This is a genomic window from Marinomonas hwangdonensis (assembly GCF_003721245.1).
In the GTDB taxonomy this organism is placed as follows: Bacteria; Pseudomonadota; Gammaproteobacteria; order Pseudomonadales; family Marinomonadaceae; genus Marinomonas; species Marinomonas hwangdonensis.
Genome location: NZ_RIZG01000004.1, coordinates 285,017 through 308,850, shown reverse-complemented (window position 1 = coordinate 308,850; position 23,834 = coordinate 285,017). Strand labels below are relative to the sequence as shown.

The 23,834-nt window shown below is 42.9% G+C and carries 24 protein-coding genes; 12 read left to right on the top strand and 12 right to left on the bottom strand.

Translation table 11 applies throughout. The features are described 5' to 3' along the window. From coaE to EBI00_RS09310, 4 genes are read left to right on the top strand one after another with little or no spacing between them, the layout of a single operon-like run. The gene (gene coaE / locus EBI00_RS09325) at positions 1 to 603 is read left to right on the top strand and encodes a dephospho-CoA kinase (protein ID WP_123095659.1); all 603 of its coding nucleotides are present in this window, start codon (positions 1 to 3) and stop codon (positions 601 to 603) included. Positions 604 to 613: 10 nt separating this feature from the next. After that, positions 614 to 838 carry a DNA gyrase inhibitor YacG gene (locus EBI00_RS09320; protein ID WP_123095658.1) on the top strand — a complete coding sequence of 75 codons (225 nt, stop codon included), beginning with the start codon at positions 614 to 616 and terminating at the stop codon, positions 836 to 838. Between the two features lie 25 nt (positions 839 to 863). Continuing rightward, complete coding sequence (locus EBI00_RS09315) at positions 864 to 2,075, top strand: response regulator (protein ID WP_123095657.1); 1,212 nt, start codon at positions 864 to 866, stop codon at positions 2,073 to 2,075. A 1-nt stretch (position 2,076) separates the two neighbouring features. Beyond that, complete coding sequence (locus EBI00_RS09310; RefSeq protein ID WP_123095656.1) at positions 2,077 to 2,763, top strand: sensor histidine kinase; 687 nt, start codon at positions 2,077 to 2,079, stop codon at positions 2,761 to 2,763. Between the two features lie 20 nt (positions 2,764 to 2,783). On the opposite strand, the gene EBI00_RS09305 is transcribed toward EBI00_RS09310, so the two are convergent. The 6 genes from EBI00_RS09305 to dsbD form a co-directional block, all read right to left on the bottom strand. Then, the gene (locus tag EBI00_RS09305) at positions 2,784 to 3,404 is read right to left on the bottom strand and encodes a GntR family transcriptional regulator (RefSeq protein ID WP_123095655.1); all 621 of its coding nucleotides are present in this window, start codon (positions 3,402 to 3,404) and stop codon (positions 2,784 to 2,786) included. A gap of 15 nt (positions 3,405 to 3,419) precedes the next feature. Beyond that, positions 3,420 to 4,601: a benzoate/H(+) symporter BenE family transporter gene (locus EBI00_RS09300; RefSeq protein ID WP_123095654.1), complete on the bottom strand. Its 1,182-nt coding sequence runs from the start codon at positions 4,599 to 4,601 to the stop codon at positions 3,420 to 3,422. Between the two features lie 104 nt (positions 4,602 to 4,705). Then, positions 4,706 to 5,419 carry a ZIP family metal transporter gene (locus tag EBI00_RS09295; RefSeq protein WP_123095653.1) on the bottom strand — a complete coding sequence of 238 codons (714 nt, stop codon included), beginning with the start codon at positions 5,417 to 5,419 and terminating at the stop codon, positions 4,706 to 4,708. Between the two features lie 106 nt (positions 5,420 to 5,525). After that, entirely contained in the window at positions 5,526 to 6,842 is a 1,317-nt protein-coding gene (locus tag EBI00_RS09290; RefSeq protein ID WP_158600742.1) for an ATP-binding protein, read from the bottom strand. Between the two features lie 61 nt (positions 6,843 to 6,903). Further along, positions 6,904 to 7,569, bottom strand: coding sequence for a response regulator (locus EBI00_RS09285; RefSeq protein ID WP_123095685.1), 666 nt, complete (start codon positions 7,567 to 7,569; stop codon positions 6,904 to 6,906). Positions 7,570 to 7,583: 14 nt separating this feature from the next. Beyond that, complete coding sequence (gene dsbD, locus EBI00_RS09280) at positions 7,584 to 9,401, bottom strand: protein-disulfide reductase DsbD (protein WP_241556999.1); 1,818 nt, start codon at positions 9,399 to 9,401, stop codon at positions 7,584 to 7,586. 160 nt (positions 9,402 to 9,561) lie between these two features. Between dsbD and EBI00_RS09275 the strand changes: the two genes are divergently transcribed. Genes EBI00_RS09275 through EBI00_RS09260 form a run of 4 tightly spaced genes read left to right on the top strand, consistent with a single transcriptional unit; the run spans position 9,562 to position 12,633 of the window. Then, positions 9,562 to 10,098 (top strand): TlpA disulfide reductase family protein, encoded by a 537-nt coding sequence (locus EBI00_RS09275; RefSeq protein WP_123095650.1) that lies wholly within the window; start codon positions 9,562 to 9,564, stop codon positions 10,096 to 10,098. Between the two features lie 3 nt (positions 10,099 to 10,101). Beyond that, positions 10,102 to 10,326: a DUF4266 domain-containing protein gene (locus EBI00_RS09270; RefSeq protein WP_123095649.1), complete on the top strand. Its 225-nt coding sequence runs from the start codon at positions 10,102 to 10,104 to the stop codon at positions 10,324 to 10,326. Then, positions 10,283 to 11,620, top strand: coding sequence for a DUF3570 domain-containing protein (locus tag EBI00_RS09265; RefSeq protein WP_241556998.1), 1,338 nt, complete (start codon positions 10,283 to 10,285; stop codon positions 11,618 to 11,620). The genes EBI00_RS09270 and EBI00_RS09265 overlap by 44 nt, the downstream gene beginning before the upstream one ends. 53 nt (positions 11,621 to 11,673) lie before the next feature. Continuing rightward, positions 11,674 to 12,633 carry an FAD:protein FMN transferase gene (locus EBI00_RS09260; RefSeq protein ID WP_123095648.1) on the top strand — a complete coding sequence of 320 codons (960 nt, stop codon included), beginning with the start codon at positions 11,674 to 11,676 and terminating at the stop codon, positions 12,631 to 12,633. A 74-nt stretch (positions 12,634 to 12,707) separates the two neighbouring features. Here EBI00_RS09260 and EBI00_RS09255 read toward each other — a convergent pair whose 3' ends face one another. Further along, positions 12,708 to 14,024, bottom strand: coding sequence for a YjiH family protein (locus EBI00_RS09255; protein ID WP_241556997.1), 1,317 nt, complete (start codon positions 14,022 to 14,024; stop codon positions 12,708 to 12,710). A gap of 287 nt (positions 14,025 to 14,311) precedes the next feature. Then, positions 14,312 to 15,406, bottom strand: a complete 1,095-nt coding sequence (locus EBI00_RS09250; protein WP_123095646.1) for a tRNA-queuosine alpha-mannosyltransferase domain-containing protein — start codon at positions 15,404 to 15,406, stop codon at positions 14,312 to 14,314. A gap of 102 nt (positions 15,407 to 15,508) precedes the next feature. Between EBI00_RS09250 and EBI00_RS09245 the strand changes: the two genes are divergently transcribed. Next, entirely contained in the window at positions 15,509 to 16,252 is a 744-nt protein-coding gene (locus EBI00_RS09245; RefSeq protein ID WP_123095645.1) for a dienelactone hydrolase family protein, read from the top strand. A gap of 41 nt (positions 16,253 to 16,293) precedes the next feature. On the opposite strand, the gene EBI00_RS09240 is transcribed toward EBI00_RS09245, so the two are convergent. After that, positions 16,294 to 16,848 (bottom strand): YaeQ family protein, encoded by a 555-nt coding sequence (locus EBI00_RS09240; RefSeq protein WP_123095644.1) that lies wholly within the window; start codon positions 16,846 to 16,848, stop codon positions 16,294 to 16,296. A gap of 236 nt (positions 16,849 to 17,084) precedes the next feature. Here EBI00_RS09240 and EBI00_RS09235 point away from each other — a divergent pair, with 236 nt between their 5' ends. The 3 genes from EBI00_RS09235 (at position 17,085) to EBI00_RS09225 (ending at position 20,208) form a co-directional block, all read left to right on the top strand. After that, positions 17,085 to 17,753 carry a LexA family protein gene (locus EBI00_RS09235; RefSeq protein WP_123095643.1) on the top strand — a complete coding sequence of 223 codons (669 nt, stop codon included), beginning with the start codon at positions 17,085 to 17,087 and terminating at the stop codon, positions 17,751 to 17,753. 160 nt (positions 17,754 to 17,913) lie between these two features. Further along, a complete protein-coding gene (gene csrA, locus EBI00_RS09230; protein WP_123095642.1) occupies positions 17,914 to 18,099 on the top strand; it encodes a carbon storage regulator CsrA in 186 nt (61 codons plus the stop codon). Positions 18,100 to 18,309: 210 nt separating this feature from the next. After that, the gene (locus EBI00_RS09225) at positions 18,310 to 20,208 is read left to right on the top strand and encodes a metallophosphoesterase family protein (RefSeq protein WP_123095641.1); all 1,899 of its coding nucleotides are present in this window, start codon (positions 18,310 to 18,312) and stop codon (positions 20,206 to 20,208) included. Positions 20,209 to 20,312: 104 nt separating this feature from the next. Here the strand turns inward: EBI00_RS09225 and proX are convergent, their stop codons facing one another. From proX to proV, 3 genes are read right to left on the bottom strand one after another with little or no spacing between them, the layout of a single operon-like run. Continuing rightward, positions 20,313 to 21,299, bottom strand: a complete 987-nt coding sequence (proX, locus tag EBI00_RS09220) for a glycine betaine/L-proline ABC transporter substrate-binding protein ProX (RefSeq protein ID WP_123095640.1) — start codon at positions 21,297 to 21,299, stop codon at positions 20,313 to 20,315. A 46-nt stretch (positions 21,300 to 21,345) separates the two neighbouring features. Next, the gene (gene proW / locus EBI00_RS09215; protein ID WP_123095639.1) at positions 21,346 to 22,419 is read right to left on the bottom strand and encodes a glycine betaine/L-proline ABC transporter permease ProW; all 1,074 of its coding nucleotides are present in this window, start codon (positions 22,417 to 22,419) and stop codon (positions 21,346 to 21,348) included. Further along, positions 22,416 to 23,612: a glycine betaine/L-proline ABC transporter ATP-binding protein ProV gene (gene proV / locus EBI00_RS09210; protein WP_123095638.1), complete on the bottom strand. Its 1,197-nt coding sequence runs from the start codon at positions 23,610 to 23,612 to the stop codon at positions 22,416 to 22,418. Before proV ends, proW begins: the two co-directional genes overlap by 4 nt. Positions 23,613 to 23,834 lie beyond the last annotated feature (222 nt).

Genomic DNA, 23,834 nt, shown 5'->3' with positions numbered 1-23,834 from the left:
ATGACAAACACTCCAACTATTATTGGCCTTGCGGGCGGCATCGGCTCTGGCAAAAGCACCATTGCTCACAGCTTTAACGCGCTTGGCATTCAAAGTATTGATGCGGACGACGTAGCACGCTTGGTCGTTCAACCTGGCTCTATTTGCTTAAATGAAATCCACCAGCGTCATGGCGATGCTATATTATTGCAAGACGGATCATTAAATCGTAAAGCCCTTCGAATGATTATTTTTAATCAACCTGAAGAAAGAGTGTGGTTAGAGACACTGACCCACCCTGCGATACGCCAAGAAATTCACCGCCAATTGGCTGAAGTCACCTCACCCTATGGCTTGCTTGTGCATCCTTTGCTATTTGAGACACACCAAAACTCGCTTTGTAAACAGGTGATTGCCATCGATGTTCCTAGAGACATTCAAATTGAACGTGTCATGATAAGAGATCACATAGACAAAGAAAGCGCGTTAAAAATCTTAGCTACGCAACTGAATAATGATGAGCGAATAGCGCGCGCGGATCTTGTCATTGAAAACGCTGGTAATATTGCAGAGATGAATGCTAAAGTCCTAAAATTGCACAAGAATATTTTAGTGTCGTTGTAGAGCCTTTATTATGTCATCTAGCAATCCAGTAACTTTAGTTGCTTGTCCAACCTGTCAAAAAAAATCTCCCTGGTCAACAGAGAATCTTGATCGCCCATTTTGCAGCCCTCGATGCAAATTAATTGACTTAGGTGCTTGGGCAAGCGAATCTTATTCTATTCCTCAGCAAACCTCAGAAGAGGATGAGATCTTTTCCGAGGACTTAAATAGCGATCCGAATAAGACCTTTTTATAATTGCAGGGAAAGAGTGTAACGGCTTATGGCACCTAGAGACTTTTCAAAAAAGAAAGCGCTTCTTATTGAAGATATGGCTGAAGCCAGAATCATGCAGAAAAAAATGCTAACCGATTTTGGTTTCGCAACCATAGACATTGCCATGAAGGCCGAAACCGCCATTCAGCTGCTGCAAAGTAACGCTTATGACGTAATTCTTTCCGACTACAATCTAGGGAACGGTAAAGACGGACAACAACTACTTGAAGAGGTCAGGCACTCTGCACTCATTCCAAACACAGCAACCTATCTGATGGTAACGGCTGAAACCTCCATTGAAATGGTGATGGGAGCAATTGAATACCAACCCGACGGGTACGTCACCAAACCATTTTCACAAGCGGTACTGCAAAGACGCCTTAGCAAGCTAATTGAAACCAAAGAAAAGCTTTATGAGGTGAATGTCGCGCTGGACGCTAAAAACTTTGAAGGCGCAATTACCGCGGCCAAACAAGTAATGAAGGATCACCCCTCTTTAATTGGCAAATGCGAAAGAATAATAGGCGAATGCCTGCTGGAAGCTAAAGAGTATAAAAAAGCCCTTTCATTATTTAATAAAACTCTAAAAGATCGCAAAATGCCCTGGGCTTTATTTGGTAAAGCAAAAACCTATTTCTATATGGGCGATCTAGAGAGCGCAGAAAAAAACCTACGACAGCTCATGCTCGATAATCGTTTTTTTGTCAGCGCCTATGACTGGCTAGCAAAAATACAAGTATCACAAGATAAATTAGAAGAAGCACAATCGACCTTAATTGATGCGGTTGGACGTTCGCCCAAAAACATATTAAGACAGATAGAGCTAGGCAATGTCAGTTTATCTCTGCAAGACTATCTAGCGGCAGAAATGGCCTTTCGTAGAGCCGTGTTTTTAGCCAAGTATTCTTGTTACAACACGGCCGATGTTTACCTCAAACACCTTGAAGCGCTTGCAAGACTTTCAGACACTGGCCCACTGCTTAGCAGACAAAAAGACAATTTTGAAAGTACGCTTAAAAAGGTGCATGGTCAGTTTTTCGATAACAGTGACAACAAAGCCAAAACTTACAGCTTTGAAATTGATGTCTATATCTCTGAAAATGACATATCTACTGCTAAACAGATCTTTGAAGCATGGTTGAGCGAAGTAGAGTTTGGCAGCGCCACAGCGCCAACCAAACAACAACGCTCAGCTTATTCAGCCGCATTTGGAGACTAAAATGAACCAAATTAACATAAGTACCATTTTAGCCAGCGCCATCCATGAGAGCAAAAATCAAGTAGGCACTTTGCTTTATCAATTGCAAGGGCTAAAAGACACTCTCAACAACACCGAAGCCAGCCAAAAGAAAATCGTGTTAATTGAAGAGTCTCTGAAAAAACTCAATGATGAGTGGGTCGAATATTTATACTTGTATCGTTTGGCCTCAGACGGCTACGAGCTTCATATGAGCTCATTACTGCTTGATGAATTTCTCGACGATCAAGTCTTCGCACTTCTTCCTTCTGCCGCTGCAAAAAACCTTCAGCTTTCTTATGACTGTGGCATTGATTTGATTGGCCATTTTGATGAAAGACTGATGACCGCGGTAGTCAGTACTGCTGTGTATAACGCATTACGATTTGCTAAAAGCAAAATCCTGCTTACGGCAAAACAATGCGAAGACTTTCTCGTAATTACCATTGAAGACGACGGTGAGGGCTTTACAGCAGACAGCGTAGATCAAGAGGAAGAAGACTTCTTAGCATCTAATACTGGGCTAGGTCTCTACTTTGCTGAACTCTCTGCTCAAGCTCACGAAGTCAATCAAGTAAAAGGCTTTATTCAAAAAACAGCTTCCGACTTACTTGGAGGCGCTAAACTGAGTGTGCATTTACCCCAAGAAACTGGGATAAATGGGCTTTAAGGTATCAGTAAATCAAAAAATCAATCAATCTGTTTTAAATAGCTGACTAACAATCGACCTGCCTCTTCTATATGACGACGTAAAAACATCAAGGCCGCTTGTTTATCCTTTGATTCAATCATGGCAATCAACTGACTATGCTCATATTGACTGGTCGCCTTGTATCCTAATGGGCCGTACTGAAACCCCATATACCGCACTACCTGAATATTCAAGCGCGCAACCACTTGATGCAAGGTAGGTCGTTCAGCCGAACGATAGAGAGTATGATGGAATTGCCAATTTAACTCACCTCGCTCAATAAGAGAAAGCGCATCTTTGTCCAATCGCTGAGTAATTATCTTCGCTTGTGTTAAATCGTCAGACTTAATGCGGTCAAATGCCATCGAAAATAGCAAGCACTCTAACTCAGCACGCATCAGCCACAAGTCTTCCGCTTCTTTCCAGTTCAAATCAGGAATCATCACACCCGCTTTGCCGTGAGGAACCAACCAGCCCTCTCCTTTTAATGATAAAAGCGCATCACGAATTGGTATCCGACTGACACCATAACGCAGAGATAACTCTTTTTGTCTTAATGGAACTCCCCTAGGCAGCTGGTTATTCAACATATCCTCTTTGATACTTTGACTTACGTCCATAAAAAACCTCATTGGCTAAACGGGTTGTTTGCGTTTTGTATTCGAGATTAACAGGCAAACAGCCCCAAACACGATTCCCCAAAAAGCAGACGCAATACCACCAAACGAGACACCAGACACTGTCACAAGAAACGTAACCAAAGCCGCCTCTCTATTGACATCATCAACCATGGCATTTTTTAAATTCATCCCTATGGTTCCTAATAAGGCAATACCTGCCAACGCCGCCACCATAGTCGCTGGAAAAACCGAAAATAGCGCAACCACGGAGGTACCCGCCAACCCTGCCAAGCCATAAAAACACCCCGCCGAAAGGCCTGCAATGTATCGACGCTTTGGGTCCTTATGGCACTCTTCGCTCGCGCATATAGCCGCCGTAATCGCCGCTAAATTAAACGCAAACCCACCTAAGGGCGCTAGGATGATACCAGTCACTCCCGTCCAGCTAATCAAGGGAGAAACCGGTGTTTGATAGCCGTTACTGCGCATCACAGCGACACCTGGAATGTTTTGAGACGTCATGGTCACGATGTAAAGCGGAATACCAATGCCCAACAAGGCCCCCATATTCCAATCCGGCCACACCCAAACCAAAGCCCCCACTTCAAAGGGAATGGCACCCAAATCAAGGCTGCTGTCTTCCACCAAAACACAAACGACGCCCGTTAACAACACGAACAACACAGCATATCGGGGAAAAACACGCTTAGCCATCAAATAGGCGATCAACATCAAGCTAACTAGAAACACATCCGACATCATGGCATCAAAAATTGAGAGACCAAATTGAAAAAGGACGCCTGCCAGCATAGCGCTGGCGATGGGCAGAGGAACCAGCCGCATCACGCGATCGAAGAGGCCAGACAAACCAGTCAACAGTGTCAAGACACCAGCGAAAATGAATACACCGATAACGTCGGCATAGCTAATCGCACCTAAGCTGGTTGCCAGTAATGCCGCTCCTGGTGTGGACCAAGCGGTAATCACCGGAGCTCGAAACCATAAGGATAAGAAAAAACACGTCGCGCCCATACCAAGACCCAGGGCCATGATCCAAGAAACGATGGTATTAGCGTCTGCACCTGCCGCTTGGGCGGCTTGAAAAACAATCGCAACAGAGCTCGCAAAACCAATCAATACCGCCACAAAACCAGCGACCAACGCACTAAAACTAAAATCACTTATTATTTTGAACACGAGTCCGCTTCCCAATTACGTTAAGAAGGGATTACTATATTTAAACCCTTAAAAAATGTATACATTTTTTACTCGAAGCAAAAATATTAAATGAAATCGTCGTTTTATTGCGTCAACATAAAACCCACTAACCCTAATGCGAAGCCTAACACGGCTCCCATGGGAGGGGCCCAGTGTTTTTCAAGCACCACCTGAGGAGCAATATCTTGAAATACTGCATACAAGATACCACCGGAAGCAAACAACATAATACCGGATACAATAAACGGCCATTCGGATAACCAATAAAAAGCAAGCACACCAGACGCCGGCCCAAACAAAGCCAGCACAAAAAACCATATAATTATTTTTCGAGCACTCAACCGTGATCTTGTTTTCAACTCTCGAAACGCATTAAACCCTTCTGGCAGATTTTGCATGGCAATAAGACTTGCTAACAATACAGCATCGACACTACCCAGGGCAAAAGCAGCACCTAAAGCAAGCGACTCGGGTATAAAATCCAACAACATGGCCACAAGCTGACTCATCGAAGTTTGCGTTTTTGACAGGCCAATATCCACACACATAAAGGTAAAACCGCCTAGCAAAAACAAACCTGTCGCGGACCAAGTGGAAAAATGCACAATACCTTCAGGAACCAGAACTAATGCAATAGCCGACAGCAACGCCCCCCCGCCAAATGCTGTCACTCCATGCATTAGCTCAGCTTCTAACCATAAGGGTTTGATTTTTTCAAAATGGGCTATCATAGCACCAGCTGGTATGGCCAAACCCGCCAACAAGGTTAATAAAATCACACTGTACAAGGGTGTCACCTTCACTTTCGTTCAATGGAAGCGGTCTAATATCATGCGAGGGCAATGCTTTCATGCTGCACTGCTATGACCTGTACTAGCTCAGACCCCATCAAAAATTAACTGTCTATGTTGTTTTTTCTAGTGGCAGTGAAACATGTACATTTAAACCATGTGGTGAACAGTTCTTAAAAAATAATGTACCTCTATACTTATCGATAATATTTTTAACAATCGACAGACCAAGGCCTGCTCCTTCGACTTCTCCAGAACGATAAAAACGCTCGCTGAGTCTTTGCTCCTGTTCTTCATTAATACCTTTTCCGGCGTCAATAACATTGAGCTCTATGTTGTTCTCTGAGCGAGTCCAAATAACTTGTATTAATGAGTTACTTGGCGCAAATTTGATAGCATTACTTATTAGATTTTGCAGCAATATCTCTAAATGGTTCGACTCGATACAAAAGTACCAAGGCAATCTATCATCAACATCTAAACTAATTTCAACATTCTTTTTCCAAGCTAAAGGAAGAATATCGGCAATCATTGAGCGACTGATAGCCAGAACATCTACCTCCTCTCTAATGACTTTTTTTTGATGCTCGAGTCGAGCAAGAGCAAGCAACTGCGAAACAATTCTAGTAGATCTGTCAACACCCGAAGTCATCTGAGCTAATGATTGATTTCGTTCAAGATCATTGTCAGCGGATGCCGCATTCTCAGCATGAACCTTTAAGATACTTAATGGTGTTCTTAATTCATGGGCTGCATCCGCTATCCAGCGCTTTTCTCTTTCCATCAATACATCAATTTCCATCAGCAGCCCGTTTAAAGCCGTTTTTACCGGTGCTAATTCTTCGGGCACATAAGACATTTCAATTGGCTCTAACTTAGTCGGAGTAATTTGTTTAATTCGCTGAGCAAGCTGCTGGAGTGGTTCAAGCCCAAAACCCACTGCTGCCCATACAAGAACTGCCAATATTGGCCAAGCAAGTATTTCAGGGAAAAGTGTTTGAAAGACAATTTGGTCAGAAATTTCCCCCCTAACATCCGAGCGCTCTGCAACGATCACTTTGGTATTTCCAGATGATTGATGTAAGGTAAAAGTTCTCCATTGATAATAGTCTGCCATGGCGTCCCCATAACCAAACTCACCTTCTTTTTGTCTGGACAATGTCATTGAGTCCGACGCTATCTTCAGCTCATTGCCGCTCCAAATTTGATAAAAAATTTTACTTTCGTATTTATGGCCGACGGAGGCATCCGTCTTTTCCCCATCAATTAACAGAGGCGATATGATGTTATCGTTTAAACCAAGTGTTTCAATATTTTCGGATAAAGTAAGCAATAGTCTAGCTTGCTGAGCTAAACGAGCGTCAAATAACTCTTCAACCTCATGGTTAGCAAACAACAAACCTATCACCATAATAAGAATGCTTGTCATGGTAAAAATGCACATGACAAAAAATAAGGTTCTTCGTCGAATTGAGCTTAGAAATTTTTCGTTAGCCCACTTCTTGATCGACCACATAACCAATGCCTCGTATGGTGCGAATTAACTCTGGAAACAGTTTCTTACGCAAATGATGAATATGAACCTCCAGCGCATTACTTTCCACATCATCGCCCCAGCCATACATCAGCTGCTGAAGAACATCACGGGTAAACACATGGCCAGGCTGGCTCACCAGCTCATGCAACAAAGAGTACTCTCTTCGAGTAAGATTGACGTCTTTTTCTTGAAAAGTTACTTTATGACTCGATGGGTACAAAACAAGCTCTTTGTAGTGGATCTCACTGATTGCTCGACCATAACTTCTACGAAGCAAAGCGCGCGCACGTGCTTTGAGCTCGTTCACGTCAAAGGGTTTAACCAAATAGTCATCAGCCCCAAGATCCAAACCAGCCACTCGATCTTCCAGGGCGTCTCTAGCAGTTAGAATTAAAACAGGCACAGCATTTTTGTTGGATCGAAGTTGCTTAAGTACAGCCAAACCATCCAGCCTCGGCAGCCCTAGGTCCAAAACGACTAAATCAAACACTTCATTAGCCAATGCCTCTAAAGCATGAATGCCATCATGAAGTAAATCCACTGTGTAACCTTCACGCTTTAAAGCAGTCACAAGACCATCCGCTAACGAAAGGTCATCTTCGACAACGAGTATTCGCAAACCTATTCCTTCCTTCATAAGTTTGCCAAGGTTGATTGCAGCACGCTGTTAAATTGTGCTAAATCCATTTCCCCTTGGCGAACATTGATCAAATCACCATTAGAAGAAAAGAATAACAGAGTTGGTGGCCCAAATACGCCATATTTTGATAAAAATGCTTGCTGAGAAGGCGTGTTTTCAGTCAGATCCAGCTGAAGAAACGAAATAGTATTTGAATAGGCTTTTAATTCACCATGACTAAAGACATCTTTTTCCATTTCTAGGCAAGCAGTACACCAGTCGGCATACATGTCTAAAACAACGCCTTTCCCATTTACCTTAGCCTCCCGCATGGCATTCTCAAGAACAACAACATCTTGCATACGATTAAATAGAGGACTTTTTTCAGATAAGCTCGCACCATGAGATACAGAAGAAAAATAGCCTAACGGTGTGTCTAAACTCGGCTTTCCAGCCAATCCAGAAGTGAATAGTGCAGCACCATAGATAAATAAAATTAATGCAAAACCTTGTCGGGTTTTTCCCCAACCATTATTAGCCGATTGAAAAGGAGCGAGATGCACCGCATAAACAAGACAAAGCAAAGCCCACAAATACACACTGACTGTTTCAGAAACGATACGGGACACCAAAGCAATAGCAACACCTAATAAAATCACCCCAAATGCCGCCTTCACCTGCATCATCCACATGCCCGCTTTTGGAAGGTATTTCCCCCCTCCTAAGCCAACTAACAATAATGGAACTCCCATCCCTAAACTCATTACAAACAGTACACTGCCACCTAGAACAGCATCTCCTGTTGTACTGATATAAATTAGGGCGCCCGCTAAAGGAGCAGATACGCAAGGCGAAACAATTAAAGCAGAAATGGCTCCCATAATGCCAACACCAAGATAAGGTCCACCGACACTTTTTTGACTTAACTTATCCAACCTATCTCGTAAAAACATCGGCAACTGTAATTCATAAAAGCCAAACATCGACAAAGACAAAAGAACAAACAACACACTAAAACTGATTAATACACCTGGAGCCTGAAACAAAGCTTGAAGATTAAGCTGTGCACCAAAAATTCCAACTAGGACTCCCGCCATACTGTAAGAAAAGGACATACCCAAAACATACGAAAGGGATAAGAAAAAGCCTTTTTTAGCGGTGATATTTCCAGCCTGTCCCGCGATAATACCTGCTAATATCGGTATCATCGGCAACACACAAGGGGTAAACGTCAGACCCAACCCTAAGACAAAAAAAGTGATCAACACCCAAAAACGATCTCCATCTAGCAACAACTTAACCAACTTCCCTTCTTCCCCTTCACTAGATACTTTAGGTGTAACTGACAAAGAATCATCATTAGATTTAGTTTGTGTGGGCACAATTAATTGATCAGACTCACCAGCCTTATAAGCATTAAAGTTAAAAGAAACAATTTTCGTTTGAGGCGGATAACACAAGCCTGCAGCCGCACACCCCTGATACGTTACTTTCAGATCACCCAATATTTGATTATTCGCATCAATCGCAATCGACACCTGGTCGTGAAAGACAGAAACCAACCCAAAGTTAGGATCGTCTTTTTCTTCAGATTCGGTTAAAAAATGAAAGGGGATGAGTGTGGTTTTATCATCTGCCAGCGCTACGTTTACCCGTGATTCGTATAAATAATACCCATCAGCAATAGCCCAATGAATTTCTTGCTTTGCGTTGTCAACCGTAAGCTGAAAGGCCTCCGAAGGCTTCAAAAAATCGCTGCCAGCAAATGAAGTAGCAGACAAGAATACGGCTAATAAAGAAGTAATAAGCCATTTTATTTGTCTCAAAGTCATGCAAGATATCATCACTGTAAATTCCTTAATGTGCGTAGATTCACTCACTATAGGTTCACAACCTTAAGCAATTCTTATGTCATGTCTCTTTATGCCTTAATTTTCCCTTAAGAATCACACAGTACTATTGCTAATAGATCTTTTTACTTGGAAGTACACTATGAGCAAACACCTCAAACATATTTTGCTAGCCACTTTAGCTAGCTGTCTTTTTTTATCAGAAGCATTGTGGGCTAGTGCGTTGATACCGGCTGATAAAGCGAAAGCCGCACCACACCAAACAGTGATGCTCCCTGAATATCAAACAAACCAGAAAATTTCACTAGAGATGCAGAAGGGACAAGTTGTACTTGTAGATTTTTGGGCTTCTTGGTGTGGACCTTGCCGTGAGTCGTTTCCTTGGATGACGAGCATGCAAGAAAAATACAAAACACAAGGCCTTAAAGTGATCGCGATAAATTTAGATCAAGAAAAGGAACAAGCGCTAGATTTTTTAAAAAAATTCAAACCTGGTTTTACCGTGTTATTTGATACAGAGGCGCAATTACCCGAGGACTTTGGCGTTATTGGTATGCCAACAAGCTTTTTAATTGATCGCCATGGAAAATTAAGAGCCACCCATGTTGGCTTTCATATAAATGATACAGATGAGTATGAAACCACAATCGCCGAATTATTGGCCGAAAAAGGAGAATAACCTATGAAAAAAATAATCAGTGTTATTGGCTTACTTAGCCTGCCAATAATCCTCACAGGTTGTAGTGATCTTGGGGTTAAGCCTTGGGAAAGAGATATCTTAGCTCAACAAGAAATGAATCTAATTAGTAGCCCCATCGAAAGCAGCTTAGACGATCATATTTATTTTAGTAAAGAAGCCAGCAGTGGCGGACAAGGATTTGGAGGTGGCGGTTGTGGCTGTAACTAAAAAAACTCAAAAAAACCAAAATTTGGCTACGTTATTAACTGCTGCAAGCTTCGCACTCATCGGTAGTGTTTCTTCAGGCGTTAACGCGGCGGATAAATGGGATGTTGACTCTGCTTTTTTGCTTTACTCTGAAAGTGACGGGCGCGTCTCTGCGGCTGAACCTGTCATCAGTGCCACTAGAAACTACGATGAGGAAACGAAACTCAATTTTAAAATTGCGGCCGATACATTAACGGGCGCCTCGCCAAATGGCGCTACACCCAGTGATCAGGTTCAAACATTCACAAGCCCATCAGGAAATGGCACTTACGAAGCAGCATCTGGTGAACAACCCTTAGACAACACCTTTAGAGACACGCGAGTGGCATTGTCTACAAACTGGTCAGCCCCAATCAACCGCGACTGGGCATATGGTGTTGGTGGTTACCTGTCAAAAGAACACGATTACCAATCTTTGGGCGTCAATGGCAGTTTGTCACGCTATTTAAATCAAAAAAACACAACGCTAAAATTAGGTTTAAATGCATCCAGTGATACGATTAACCCTGAAGGTGGCGTACCAACAGGCTTAATACAAGTACCACTTAGTAGTGCTGACAATGAATTTACCCAACGTGCCGCCTCAGAAAATAAAAGTCTTATGGATGCCGTGTTCGGGGTCACTCAGATTATTAATCGTAAGACTATTATGCAGTTTAATTATGCATTAAGTACAAGTTCAGGCTACCTAACAGACCCATACAAAATTGTTTCAGTAATAGATGATGGCGCTGGAGCCAATTATGGTGGTAACGCCCAAAATGGCGGACGTAATCTATATTTATATGAGAAACGCCCAGATTCACGTTTAAAACAGAGTATTTATTGGCAAACAAAATACCAATTGGATAACGACGATATACTTGATCTAAGTTATCGCTATATGTTTGATGATTGGGGTGTCAAGTCTCATACTATCGACGCTAAATACCGGTTTCGTTTTGATAACCAGTACTTAGAACCCCAGTTACGCTGGTATACTCAAACTAAGGCAGATTTCTACAACAGATATTTAAATTCTAGTGATTATGCCAGTCATGATTTTGCCAGTGCTGATTATCGCTTAGGCGACCTTGATACATATACCATTGGTTTAAAATATGGCTATCAATTTGCTGATGAAACAGAGTTCTATACTCGTTTCTCACTTTATCACCAAGAGAGCTCAGGCGATAACGGCTATGGAAAACTAGCAGCTCAGGAACTATATCCAAGTCTAGATGCCGCTATGTTAGTCGTTGGCTATAAGTTTTAACGTCACTTACCCTCTGCCCCATGCGGTAGAGGGTTTTCATCTGCAGGGGTATTATGAAATTTATTGAAGAATTAGTGCTAAGCCCATCTTCTAATCCCAATAACCATCCAAACCCAAGCTTATGGCAAGATGATGAAAGTGCCTATCATATACATTTCGAATGCATGGCGAGTCAGTGCTCTATTCTAATCGAGTGTGAACAATCAGAGATAACAAAAATAGCAGCAAAAAATGCTATTGCAGAAGCTTGGCGCATTGAGCATAAATACAGCCGTTATCAAGAAAACAACACGTTCACAGCGATTCACACAACCCCTAATATTCGCCAAACCCTAGACGATGAAACCTCTCAATTAATGATATTTGCCAATCATGCTTATCGATTGTCACAGGGCATGTTTGACATAACGTCTGGCATCTTAAGAAAAGCATGGCGCTTTGACGGTAGTGGTAACTTTCCAGAACAAACAACAATAGATGCATTATTATCGAAAGTTGGCTGGACAAAGCTCGGTTGGAGTGAGCACAGCCCAAGCCAACTTATACTCCCTCTGGGCATGGAGCTTGATTTCGGTGGTATAGGAAAAGAATATGCCGTCGATAAAATGCTGAGCGTCTGTCGTCATTTCTTATCAAATATACCAGCCGCCATTCTCATTAACTGTGGTGGTGATCTTATCTGCAGCGGAAAAAGATTAAATGGTGACAGCTGGAAGGTCGGCATAGAGTCCATTAACGACCACAAAAAAGCCAAACACATTATTGCACTATCATCTGGAGCACTGGCCACCTCAGGTGATAGCAAACGTTTTCTAGTAAAAAATGGCGTTCGCTATTCCCATATTTTGAACCCCATCACAGGGTGGGCTATCCAGAATGCCCCAAGAAGTGTCACCGTTGCCGCACCTAGCTGTCTGAATGCGGGAACAGCCTCCACATTAGCTCTTTTACAAGAATCTAACGCGGAAGCCTTCTTAAAATCACTAGGAATGCCGTATTGGTTATCAAGCTAAGGGGGACTCTACCAATGCCATTGCTTAGCCTCTGACACGCGTTATTATGTCAAAAATCAAGAAAGTGACTTGCATCAAACAAACTGCTCCGCCCAAAACGCCACTGGTGAGGCGATCAAAATGGTCAACGCTACTCGCTGATACCAAATAATCAGCATTTGCTTAATGCTTAGCGGAATCTCGGTCGACAAAATACAAGGGATCGATGCGGAGAAGAAAAGTATCGATGAGATAGACACTACACCAACCACAAACTTAACGACAAATACGCTTTTCGCTGCAATCAACGCAGGCAAAAACATTTCTGCCAAACCTGTCGCCGACGCCGTGGCCACCATCATTGGATCGGGCAATTGTGCGATCCACGCGAATGGGTAAAACAAGTAACCAATCCATTCAAATACTGGTGTGTATTTTGCCAATAACAAGCCACACAACCCAACAGACATAATAGAAGGCAAAATACTCATTGCCATTAACATGCCTTCTTTGATGTTTTGTAGAATGTTACGAGCGATGGGAGCGGCATTGTTCGCTACTTCCAGGCCTTCTAAAGCCGCTTGTTTAAAACGAGAGTGCTGGAATTGTTCAACTTCTCGACTTTCCGCAGCGTCATCCATCTTGCTCAGCGGGAACAATCTCACCGTGATGGCGGTGACCACAAAAGTTATCAATAAGGTTGCCCAGAAGAAAATATTCCAAACCTCCATCAAACCCAATGTTTTCGCCACAATCACCATAAAGGTGGCTGACACCGTGGAAAAGCCAGTCGCAATAATCGCGGCTTCTTTTGCCGAATATTGACCAGATTTATAAACTCGGTTGGTAATCAACAAACCAATAGAATAACTGCCCACAAAAGACGCCACCGCATCAATCGCAGACTTACCCGGCGTTTTAAACAAGGGTTTCATAATTGGCTGCAACAGCACGCCAGCAAACTCAAGCAAACCGTAACCTATCAAAAACGCCAAAAATACCGCACCAATCGGCACAATCAGCCCAACAGGAACAACCAGCTTGCTAAACAAAAACGGCAGCATGTCTTTTTCGAATAAAAAAGCAGGCCCAACAGAGAAAAATGCCATCGCAGCCGTTACCACACCCAAGACTTTAAAAATAGACAACACAGTTTGGGTGTTACTGGCGCGCCAGCTACCCGATATGAAGGGATAAGCACCGCCAGCCAACACCACTAAAAGAGCGTAGATTTCCGTCATTTGAGCATGGTCACTGCGCAACCAAGACACAATATGATCTAATGGAATAGTGGATTTCCCACCTATTTCAATTTGAATAAAAAAGACAAAAATACCAATGCAGCTAAAAGCCACAAGTTTAAGAAGAGACAGTGGAGACAAGCTCACTGAATTTGGGTCTGTTGCATTCATACGAAGGTTCCCTGTAAGAAGGTTATTAATCACAAGATGAAAAGCAATATACATACCAACCTGTATATACATATAAGAATGGAGTGATAGAGCGTTACAATATTGTGATTAAATAAAATTATTTTTGTTTTTGACCATCAACGGCTCGAGAATCGCACAAAATAGAGGCGAAATAAAGGTTAATGCGCCAAAAATGACGCCCTTTTTTAAATAGGTGTTTTGAACTTGATGAGTGAAATTCTTACAAAGAAAAAACGAACTAGAGTTGTCTATACATTACAAAGCTTTTACAAGCCCGACTTCTCTATCAAATCAGCATAATGTTTCAAAAGATTGTCAGCACGAAACTGATCTACAAGGGGCGCCTTGACAGCCTGATTGGTCAGTTGCTCAATCAAGCTCACGGCCTGTCTTGCTTCCTGTTTTACGTCCTCTAAATGGCTTTCATAAAGGTATTGCTTACCAAACAATTCTGGATAAACCTGCCTATCCGGCAATACCGGCACACAACCAAGCGCAACCGCTTCCAATACCGCAAGCCCTTGAAATTCGTGCAAGGCGGTAGACAACACAATGTCAGACGACGCCAGAAAATCTAGGTAATCCGCTCGACTCGGCGCGTAACCAAATTGCCTTATTCGGTGGGCGAACTTGGCTTGGATGAGATCAAATTCTTTTGGAATAGAACGAAACTGCTCACCAAGAATGGCAATATCATAGTCTATTTGGCGACGCTCTAATTCTTCTAAAATCGCCAGTAACCGGTCTGGCCCTTTGTCAAACTCCCAACGTGCCGACCATACCAAGCGGACACGATCAGAGCGTCCCGTGGCCCCTTTCAATTCAGCACAATGCGTAATATCCAGAGGCACAGGCAAAACCTGCGCTTTATCTTCGGTGTGATTAAGCCAATCTGGTGAAACATAATCAGGCAGCTTCTTCAACAAGGCCCGAGCACCGGCAAAAAAAGACGCTTTATTAAACTGGCTGTTGAACACACACCAATTCGCCGCCAAAGCACTGTATAAGGTCACCATCTGCATTTCTATTAAGCCTTGTTGCTTATCGCTGGCTGGGTAAGCAAATTGGTTTTCATGGAAATACAGTATCCAAGGAATATCCTGCAAATCAGGGCAAAACGCCTTTAAGCCAACGCAATCCGTCATCGATGTGGCAATGACCAAATCGTAGGACTTTTCTAAAATGGACTTAAATTTTGGATCAAACGCTATGCTCATGGCATTACCGCGAATCCGCCATGCAAAGTGTCGAGCGGGCAAAGACAAATACTCCCAATCGTGCTGACTCAGCCCCTTCATTAAGGTATGTGCCCATGCTTTATGGCTGCTGGCTTCATAAGCACTTATCAATAAAATTCGCACCGTACTTTTTCCACTCATCTGTTTAATTTTGCGTTTGCGGCTGGCTCATCAGGGTTGGGTCGAATATCATGTAAGCCAGTAACACATTCTTTGAGGAAAACCATGATTATTCAACGCCACGACGAAGATATTAACACGCCAACAGGCACGATGCGCTGTACCGTTTATCGCCCTAAAGCAGACGGCCGCTTTCCATGTATTTTCTTCTATTCCGAGATTTTCCAACAAACCGCGCCCATTGCGCGTTCCGCTGCCATTATGGCGGGTCATGGCTTTGTGGTGATTGTTCCAGAAGTGTTTCACGAACTTAACCCCATCGGCACAGTGTTAGGCTATGACGATGAAGGCAAGGACAAAGGCAACGCAGACAAATTTACCAAAACGCTAGAAGCTCATGATAGCGATACGGTGGCCATGCTAACGCACTTCGAACAACAAGCTTACTGCACAGGACAATTTGGCTCCATGGGCGTTTGCTTGGGCGGCCATTTGGCTTACCGTGCAGCGCTTCATCCACGCATTCAGGCGTCTTTTTGTTTGTACGCGACAGACATTCATTCAAACACCATTCCTTGCAACGAAGGCAATGACTCTTTCACGCGCACCAAGGAGATTCAAGGGGAACTAGTCATGGTGTGGGGCAAACAAGACCCGCACGTTTCCACTGAAGGTCGTCAGAAGATTTACCAACAATTGATCGATACGGACCGCCTATTCACTTGGCATGAATTCAACGGCCAACATGCGTTTATGCGTGACGAGGGCGATCGTTACGACCCTGCCCTTGCCTTAGAATGCTACAACAAAGCCGTGGCGTTATTTCAACATACTTTGCATAAAGCTTGATCACACAACACTCACACTCAACAACAAGAAACGAGGCGAGCTTATTGCTCGCCTCGCCATATTGGTGTCATCGCACATTCACCTAGTTCACCCGAAATCCACATATCGCCATCTTGAATCGTCACATTCAATTGCATAGATCGAGTGCAAATCTTCGCTAAGGCTTCCACTTGCGCCTCAGGGAAACGCAACACACGCAGGTTCTCAAAGCGGCTGTTTTTGCCTTTGTTTTGCTCCCACCAAATATCAGACTTGTCGTTGTAATTTACGACGATCACTTGTTGAGCTCGGCCGCACGCCTTGCGCAAACGTTTCTCGTCTGGCTGGCCCAATTCGACCCAAAGCAAAATCTCATCAGAATAGTTCTTCTGCCAAAGGTCTGGCTCGTCTTCAGTGCTAATGCCTTTGGTGAAACTTAATTGTTCACCACCCTCTTTCTCATCAGCCAATAACGCAAACGCCGCCAAACGCACCATCATGCGCTCTTCCGTTTCAGAGGGATGCAAAGCCAAGATTAATTCATAACTTTGGTAATGATGTCGGTCCATATCAGACACTTGAACCGACGCTTTATACACTGTTGCTTTCGTTGCCATGCGCTCACTTACTAGGTTTATTAACTACAAAAAAGAGAACCAAAAAATCGCGACGGATTGTACAGCAAAACACCCTCCAACCTCGCCACTAAATAGCTTTATCGTGAATAACTTTTTAACCCGCCATAAACAAAAATACAGCGGTCAATAGCCAGCCTACCAGACAACTTTTACTGTAAATTATTACAGCTTTTACTGTTTGTTAATTACAAACAAAGTTGTAATCATCCTGCCCCATGAGCATTGCAGACCGAGTTAAAGAAAAGAGAATGGCCTTGGGACTAACTCAATCTGAGTTAGCGAATCTTGTCGGGATAACGCAACAGTCCTTGCAAAAAATAGAAGACGGTCGCACACAAAATCCTCGAAAACTGATTAATCTTGCTAGAAGCTTGCAGTGTGATCCTGAGTGGCTGCAATTTGGTAAAACTGTCGAGTTAAAAGAGTCGTTTTCTATTTATGACTACAAGCGTCATTCTGAAACCATTTGCTACCGTCCTATTCTGAACCCTCAACAAGCAATAGCATGGCAAGGCCGAGATTCTTTGCCACCGTCGCATTCTGACTGGTTAGAAGCCCCCATCCATTCGCTAAACGATTCTTTTTGGTTTAATGTGACTGGAGACAGCATGACATCAGCGTCTGGTATGAGTGTACCTGAAGGCTATCTGATTTTGGTTGACCCTGGACTTATGGCTAAAAATGGCCATTTAGTTTTAGCAAGGCTCCACGAGATGCAAGAGCCCACCTTTAAAATGCTAGTGATAGACGCCGGTTGCACCTACCTAAAACCCCTCAACACGAATTATCGCCCTATTGAGGTTGATGATAACTTCTCAATTATTGGTGTTGTCAGAGAAGCAAAAGCCCTTTTTCATTCGGAACAAGTCATAGCAACGGCTTAATCAAAGCAAGATACAAGCTGTCTTTATAAAGTATCCATCTTCCCGAGAAAGCCATTTTGAAAAATATTGACCAAAAAACGCCCTTCATAACAGCATATTTGACAAAATAACAACGTAAACTGTATCTTTAACTTTCTGGAAACAACCAAAGGACAGGGATATGTTAGTCATTACACGCCGCTCGGGCGAAAGCATTCATATTGGCGATAATATGGAAATAACGGTGTTATCAATCCAAGGAAATCAGGCTCGTATTGGAATCAAAGCACCGAAAGAAATCAGCGTACACAGAGAAGAGATATATAGACGCATCCAATCACCAGATCAAACCAACACTCAATCCTAAGTTGCTCAATAAGACAGACAAAAAGGCTGGAGGAATGTCAGCCTTTTTGTACTCTTCCCTCTATTCGAATGACTCACTACACTCTTCTCCTGTTTAATGGTAATAATAACTTATCGGTTACTGAATACCCCTTTGGTAATACCGCCCTTACCCATTACTTTTTAACAATCACACCCGCTTAATTTTTTAATAAGGGTAAAGAGGAACAGGATGCAGGTACTAGCAGGCCCCATATTAAGAAGAATGACCACCAAACGGCTCACATTTTGGTTAATGACAACGGAGTCTATTTCTTTATCTTTGCATTTAGAGCAAGAAGATGGTGGCCGAGTAGATATTTCGCATGAAAAAATGACCGCTTTTCAAACAGAGTTAAAAGCCGGCGATCATTTATACATTCAGCTTTTGGACATCCCACTTGATGAATGCTTGCCTACAGAGCAAGTTATTCACTACGATTTACGTATCAATGATTTAGATTGGCGTCATTGGTCAGAAGATCTGGTTTACCCAGGGCACTCAATGCCATTTTTTGTGCTACAGCCCAATATTACGCATTTGATACATGGCTCTTGCCGTAAACCGCATCATCCAAGTTCAGATGGCTTGCTTCGAGTTGACGAATTGCTTGCCAATTCACCAACAAAAGACTGGCCAAGCTTATTAATGATGAGCGGAGACCAAATCTATACTGACGACGTTGCTGCACCAATGTTATGGGCTATTCATCAGTTGATCCCAAGCCTTGGCTTACCCGATGAAAAGCTACCTTGTGTAGAAATTACTAGCACCCGCGAGCTTCACAACGAACCATCCTATTATTATGCCAGAGAAAACCTCTTGCCTAATAATGAGGTTAATCGAGGTATGTTGGCAAAAGTGTTTGGTGGTGTACGCAAGCCGGTTTTTACGTCTGATTCAGCACATAATCATCTTATTTCCTTAGCTGAAGTATTGGCTATGTATGCGCTTGTTTGGTCACCAAAAGGATGGGACATCTTACTCAATCAAAAAGGATGGGCGATGCCAAAAGGGTTAACCCAGCATCAGGAAACTGACTTTTTAAAACAACAGCGCATTTTAGACCATTTTATCAAAGGCTTACCCAAAGTCCGTCGTGCGATGGCCCACCTTCCAGTTGCAATGATATTTGATGATCATGACATTACTGATGATTGGAACCTGACTGCAGATTGGGAACAAACCGCTTACAATCACCCTTTTTCTGCTCGCATTATTGGTAACGCATTGCTCGGATATTTTATTTGTCAAGGATGGGGTAACGGTCCAGAAAAGTTTTCAAGCCTGATACTTGATGGTGCCCAATCTGCACTAAACGCGCCTGGTAGCAGTGAACATGATGAGTTTTTATGCACTCTATTGCGTTTTTCAGAATGGCATTACACTTGGCCAACCACACCACCGCTTGTCGTTTTAGATACAAGAACGCAACGCTGGAGGTCAGAAAAGAACCTAGAAAAACCGTCAGGCTTAATGGATTGGGAGTCATTAACCGATCTGCAGCAACAACTGAAAGGATTGGATGCGGTTATTTTAGTGTCACCCGCGCCAATATTTGGCGTAAAAATCATTGAAGCGATTCAACGCCTCTTTACCTGGTTTGGTAAGCCTCTCATGGTGGATGCAGAAAACTGGATGGCCCATCGCGGTTCTGCTCACACATTAATGAGTATGTTTCGTCACCAAAAAACACCACAACATTTTGTGATTCTTTCAGGTGATGTTCATTACTCATTTGTTTACGACATACAGCTACGCGGAAACAGGCGAGGCCCAGATCTCTGGCAAATCACCAGTAGCGGCATTAAGAATGAGTTTCCTAGACGCTTACTAGACACTTTTGACCGATCAAATAGATGGCTATACTCACCTAGATCTCCTCTAAACTGGTTTACTCGACGTCGAAGCATGAAGGTCATTCCTCATAAACCAGAAACAGCAAGCCGAGGTGAAAGGCTTCTGAATGCGGCTGGCGTCAGTTTAGTCACCTTTCACCCAGATGGTTCACCCAAGTCGGTTTTACAAATGTGTTCAGATGGACGCGATATCGGATTTGTTCTATCAGAAAAAGACGCGACTTGGGAATAAACCAAAAAAACGATGCTGTATGAATACAGCATCGTTTTAAACCAGAAGTCACATTGGCTCAGCATCTAATCAAACCAAGTTTGAATCAATGCCAAACAACGTACTTACTTAGCGGCTTTTTTCGCGGTTGATATCCAACCATCAAACGTTGCTTGATTAGCGCTGATCCAGTTATCTGCATGAATTGCGATCTCACGCTGTGAATCTTCACCATTAGAAATAAGCATGTTCTGCGCACTGACGGCATTAATAGGTAACTTCATTACTTCAAACAATTTTGCAGCAGCAGGATTGGCTTCTGCAAATGCTTTGTTAGCAACAATTCGTTCACTGTTAATATCAAAACCGTAATTCTTACCGTTTGGTAATACTGTATCCGTGTTATTAGGGTTAGAAGAATAAGGCACTTCCAGCCACACAACATCACGCCCTGGTACCAGTTTTCCTGATACCCAGTATGGTGTCCATGTATAATAAAAAACGGATTCACCTTCATTGAAGCGAGCGATGGTATCGGAAATAATCGCAGCATATTGACCTTGATTATGAGTGATTTTATCACGAAGGCCGAACGCATCTAACTGATGCTCAATCACACCTTCACAACCCCAACCAGCCTGACAACCCGTTAAGTCTGCTTTTCCATCGCCATTCGTATCAAACAATGCGGCAATTTCAGGTTTTTTAAAGTCATTAATATTGGTAATACCGTGCTTATCGGCTGTTTTTTTGTCGATTAAATAGCCTTGAGCCGCGCCCTCTATGTAAAAACCACCTCGGTAAAACTTATCGTCACCACCCGCATTTGCGTACATAGAGTTATGCAGTGGAAACCAGTTCACTGCCAAATACTGAGCATCACCGTTAGCTACTGATGTGTAACCTGCACTGTAATCCACTTCTTTAATTGGCTGAACGTCATAACCCAGTTTCTCTAGCGCTTTATTCACAACTACGGTTTGAAATGTTTCCTCCGCAATAGGACTTTGAACTGCTGTAACTGATATTCCATGGCCTGGTAAGTGGCCATCTGCTAGAGCAGCACCACTAAATAGTGCAGCGAGTGACGTTAGTGCAATTACTTTTTTCATTGGAACATCTCCTTTGAATGAGTTTTTTGTATTCATTATCATAGTTTTATGATTTTGATTTTTTTAACGCTAGTAACAGTCCTACTGGTCCAGTTTCGTACCAATGGCGTGTACCGCGCTGACGAGCATCTTGTCCGAGCGACTGTGTCATACGATCCAAAATAACCGCAAGAATAACAATACCAATGCCACCAATAGTAGCGAGACCAATATCAAGGCGACCAATTCCTCGTAATACCATCAAACCAAGACCACCTACCGAAATCATCGAAGCAATCACCACCATAGACAATCCAAGCATGAGCGTTTGGTTAACGCCCGCCATAATAGTGGGCATAGCTAGCGGTAACTGGACTTTAAACAGCATTTGCTTTTTATCAGCACCAAACGAGTTTGCCGCTTCTATTAAGTCACTTGGTACTTGACGAATACCTAGATTTGTAAGGCGAATTACAGGTGCCACAGCAAAAATAATCGTTACAATGACACCAGGAACATTACCGATACCAAACAACATAACGATCGGAACCAGATATACGAAAGCGGGAGTGGTTTGCATGATATCTAAAATGGGACGAATCACTTTTGCGGCTCGATCGCTACGTGCCATTGCAATGCCTGTAGGTATACCAAGTCCAATACAAAACAGTACTGACGTTAAAACGAGAGCCAAGGTCGTCATCGACTCTTGCCAAGCCCCAATCGCCCCGAGTACAACCAGTCCTAACACCGAACCTACTGCTAAACGTCGCCCCGATAACTGCCAAGCGATCAGACCGAACAGAGCAATTACCAACAATGGAGGGGCTGCATTAAACGCGCTGTCGACCGCTGTTAATGTTGCATCAACTGGCGCTTTAATTGCTGTAAAGAAAGGCCGAAAATTTGTTACAACCCAACCCACACCTGTTTCAATCCAATTATCAAGTGGAATCCAGACCTCTTGGAAAGGTTGCAATAGGCTAAACTCTGTTGCCTCTGCAGGTGTACTGCTCGCTGACATGGCTGCAGCATCAGAACTTTGTGTGTCACTTGTACCGCCCCAAGGATTACTTGCCGTAGACTCGTTTGCGTTTGCTTCTTCAGAGGTTGTTGCCCAAGGATTTGAAACTGTACTCATGCTGAAGTCTCCCTATCCAATGTTTCCAATAACCGCGCTTTACTCACAACACCAACGTATTTTTGTTGTTCATCAATAACTGGTACAGCACACGGTGCTTGAGCAACTATCGAAATAATATCTCTGATGGAAGTGTCTGCTGAGATAGCCTGAACGTCTTCGATAATAGCTTCAGCAAGCGTTTGTTTGTTTTTAATCACATCATGTAATGAGCTGGCCGATACCACCCCGATAAAGCGGTTGCTTTTATCGATCACATACCCATAGTCTCGTTCATGCTCATTCAGTAATTGCAAACCACTGCGTAAACCTTCGCTGGAATCTTTCTTAATAAGCGTGAGTTTTGATTTCGAAGCAATATCCTTTGCACTAAACACATTACTGACATCAACTCCTTTGAAAAAAGAGCGTACATAATCGTTGGCAGGATTATGTAAAATATCATCTGGAGTGCCTACTTGAACCACTTCACCACCTTGCATGATGGCAATTCGATCGCCGATACGCATGGCTTCATCTAAATCATGAGAAATAAACACCACGGTACGTTGGTGCTCAGACTGCAATCGAACTAATTCATCCTGCATTTCAGTTCGTATGAGTGGATCAAGCGCAGAAAAAGCCTCATCCATTAACAAAATATCAGGGTCATTGGTTAATGCTCTGGCCAAGCCAACTCGTTGTTGCATACCACCTGATAATTCGTCAGGGTAACTGTAAGCGTGAGACTCTAGGCCAACCTGAGCTAGCGAACTACGTGCTTTTTCTTGGCGCTCTTGAACGCCTACACCAGACAACTCTAAGCCAAAGGCTGCGTTGTCAAGAACATTCATATGCGGCATTAGAGCGAATGACTGAAACACCATGCTAATTTTACTTCGACGAACATCCCGTAGAGATTTGTCATCAATTTTAGTAATGTCATGTCCGTCAATTAGCACTTGTCCTTGTGTGGGCTCTATTAGACGGTTTAACAGTCGAACAAGTGTCGATTTACCGGAACCAGAAAGGCCCATTACAACAAATATTTCGCCTTCCTCTATAGCCAAACTGGCATCTTTTACACCGACAGTTTGTCCAGTTTTCTTAAATATTTCGTCTTTATCAATGCCTTGTTCCAGCATTTTTAATGCTTTCTTGGGATGTTCTCCAAAAATTTTGTATAGGTTTTTAACTTCGAGTTTCGTACCCATAGTGATTCTCTGTTGTTAAACACATTGCGCAAGTCGTTGCTGAGTAACGACTTGATGCTTATTTAGCATAGAGACAAAAGTTATTGTTTACAAGACTAAATATTTACACATTATTTAAAACGGACCCGATGCCCTTCCAGCTTGGCATTTTCATAAACTGACTCGACGGATAGAGAAAAACAAAACAAAAAGTCCGTACAGTTGTAACTAAAAATACTGGGG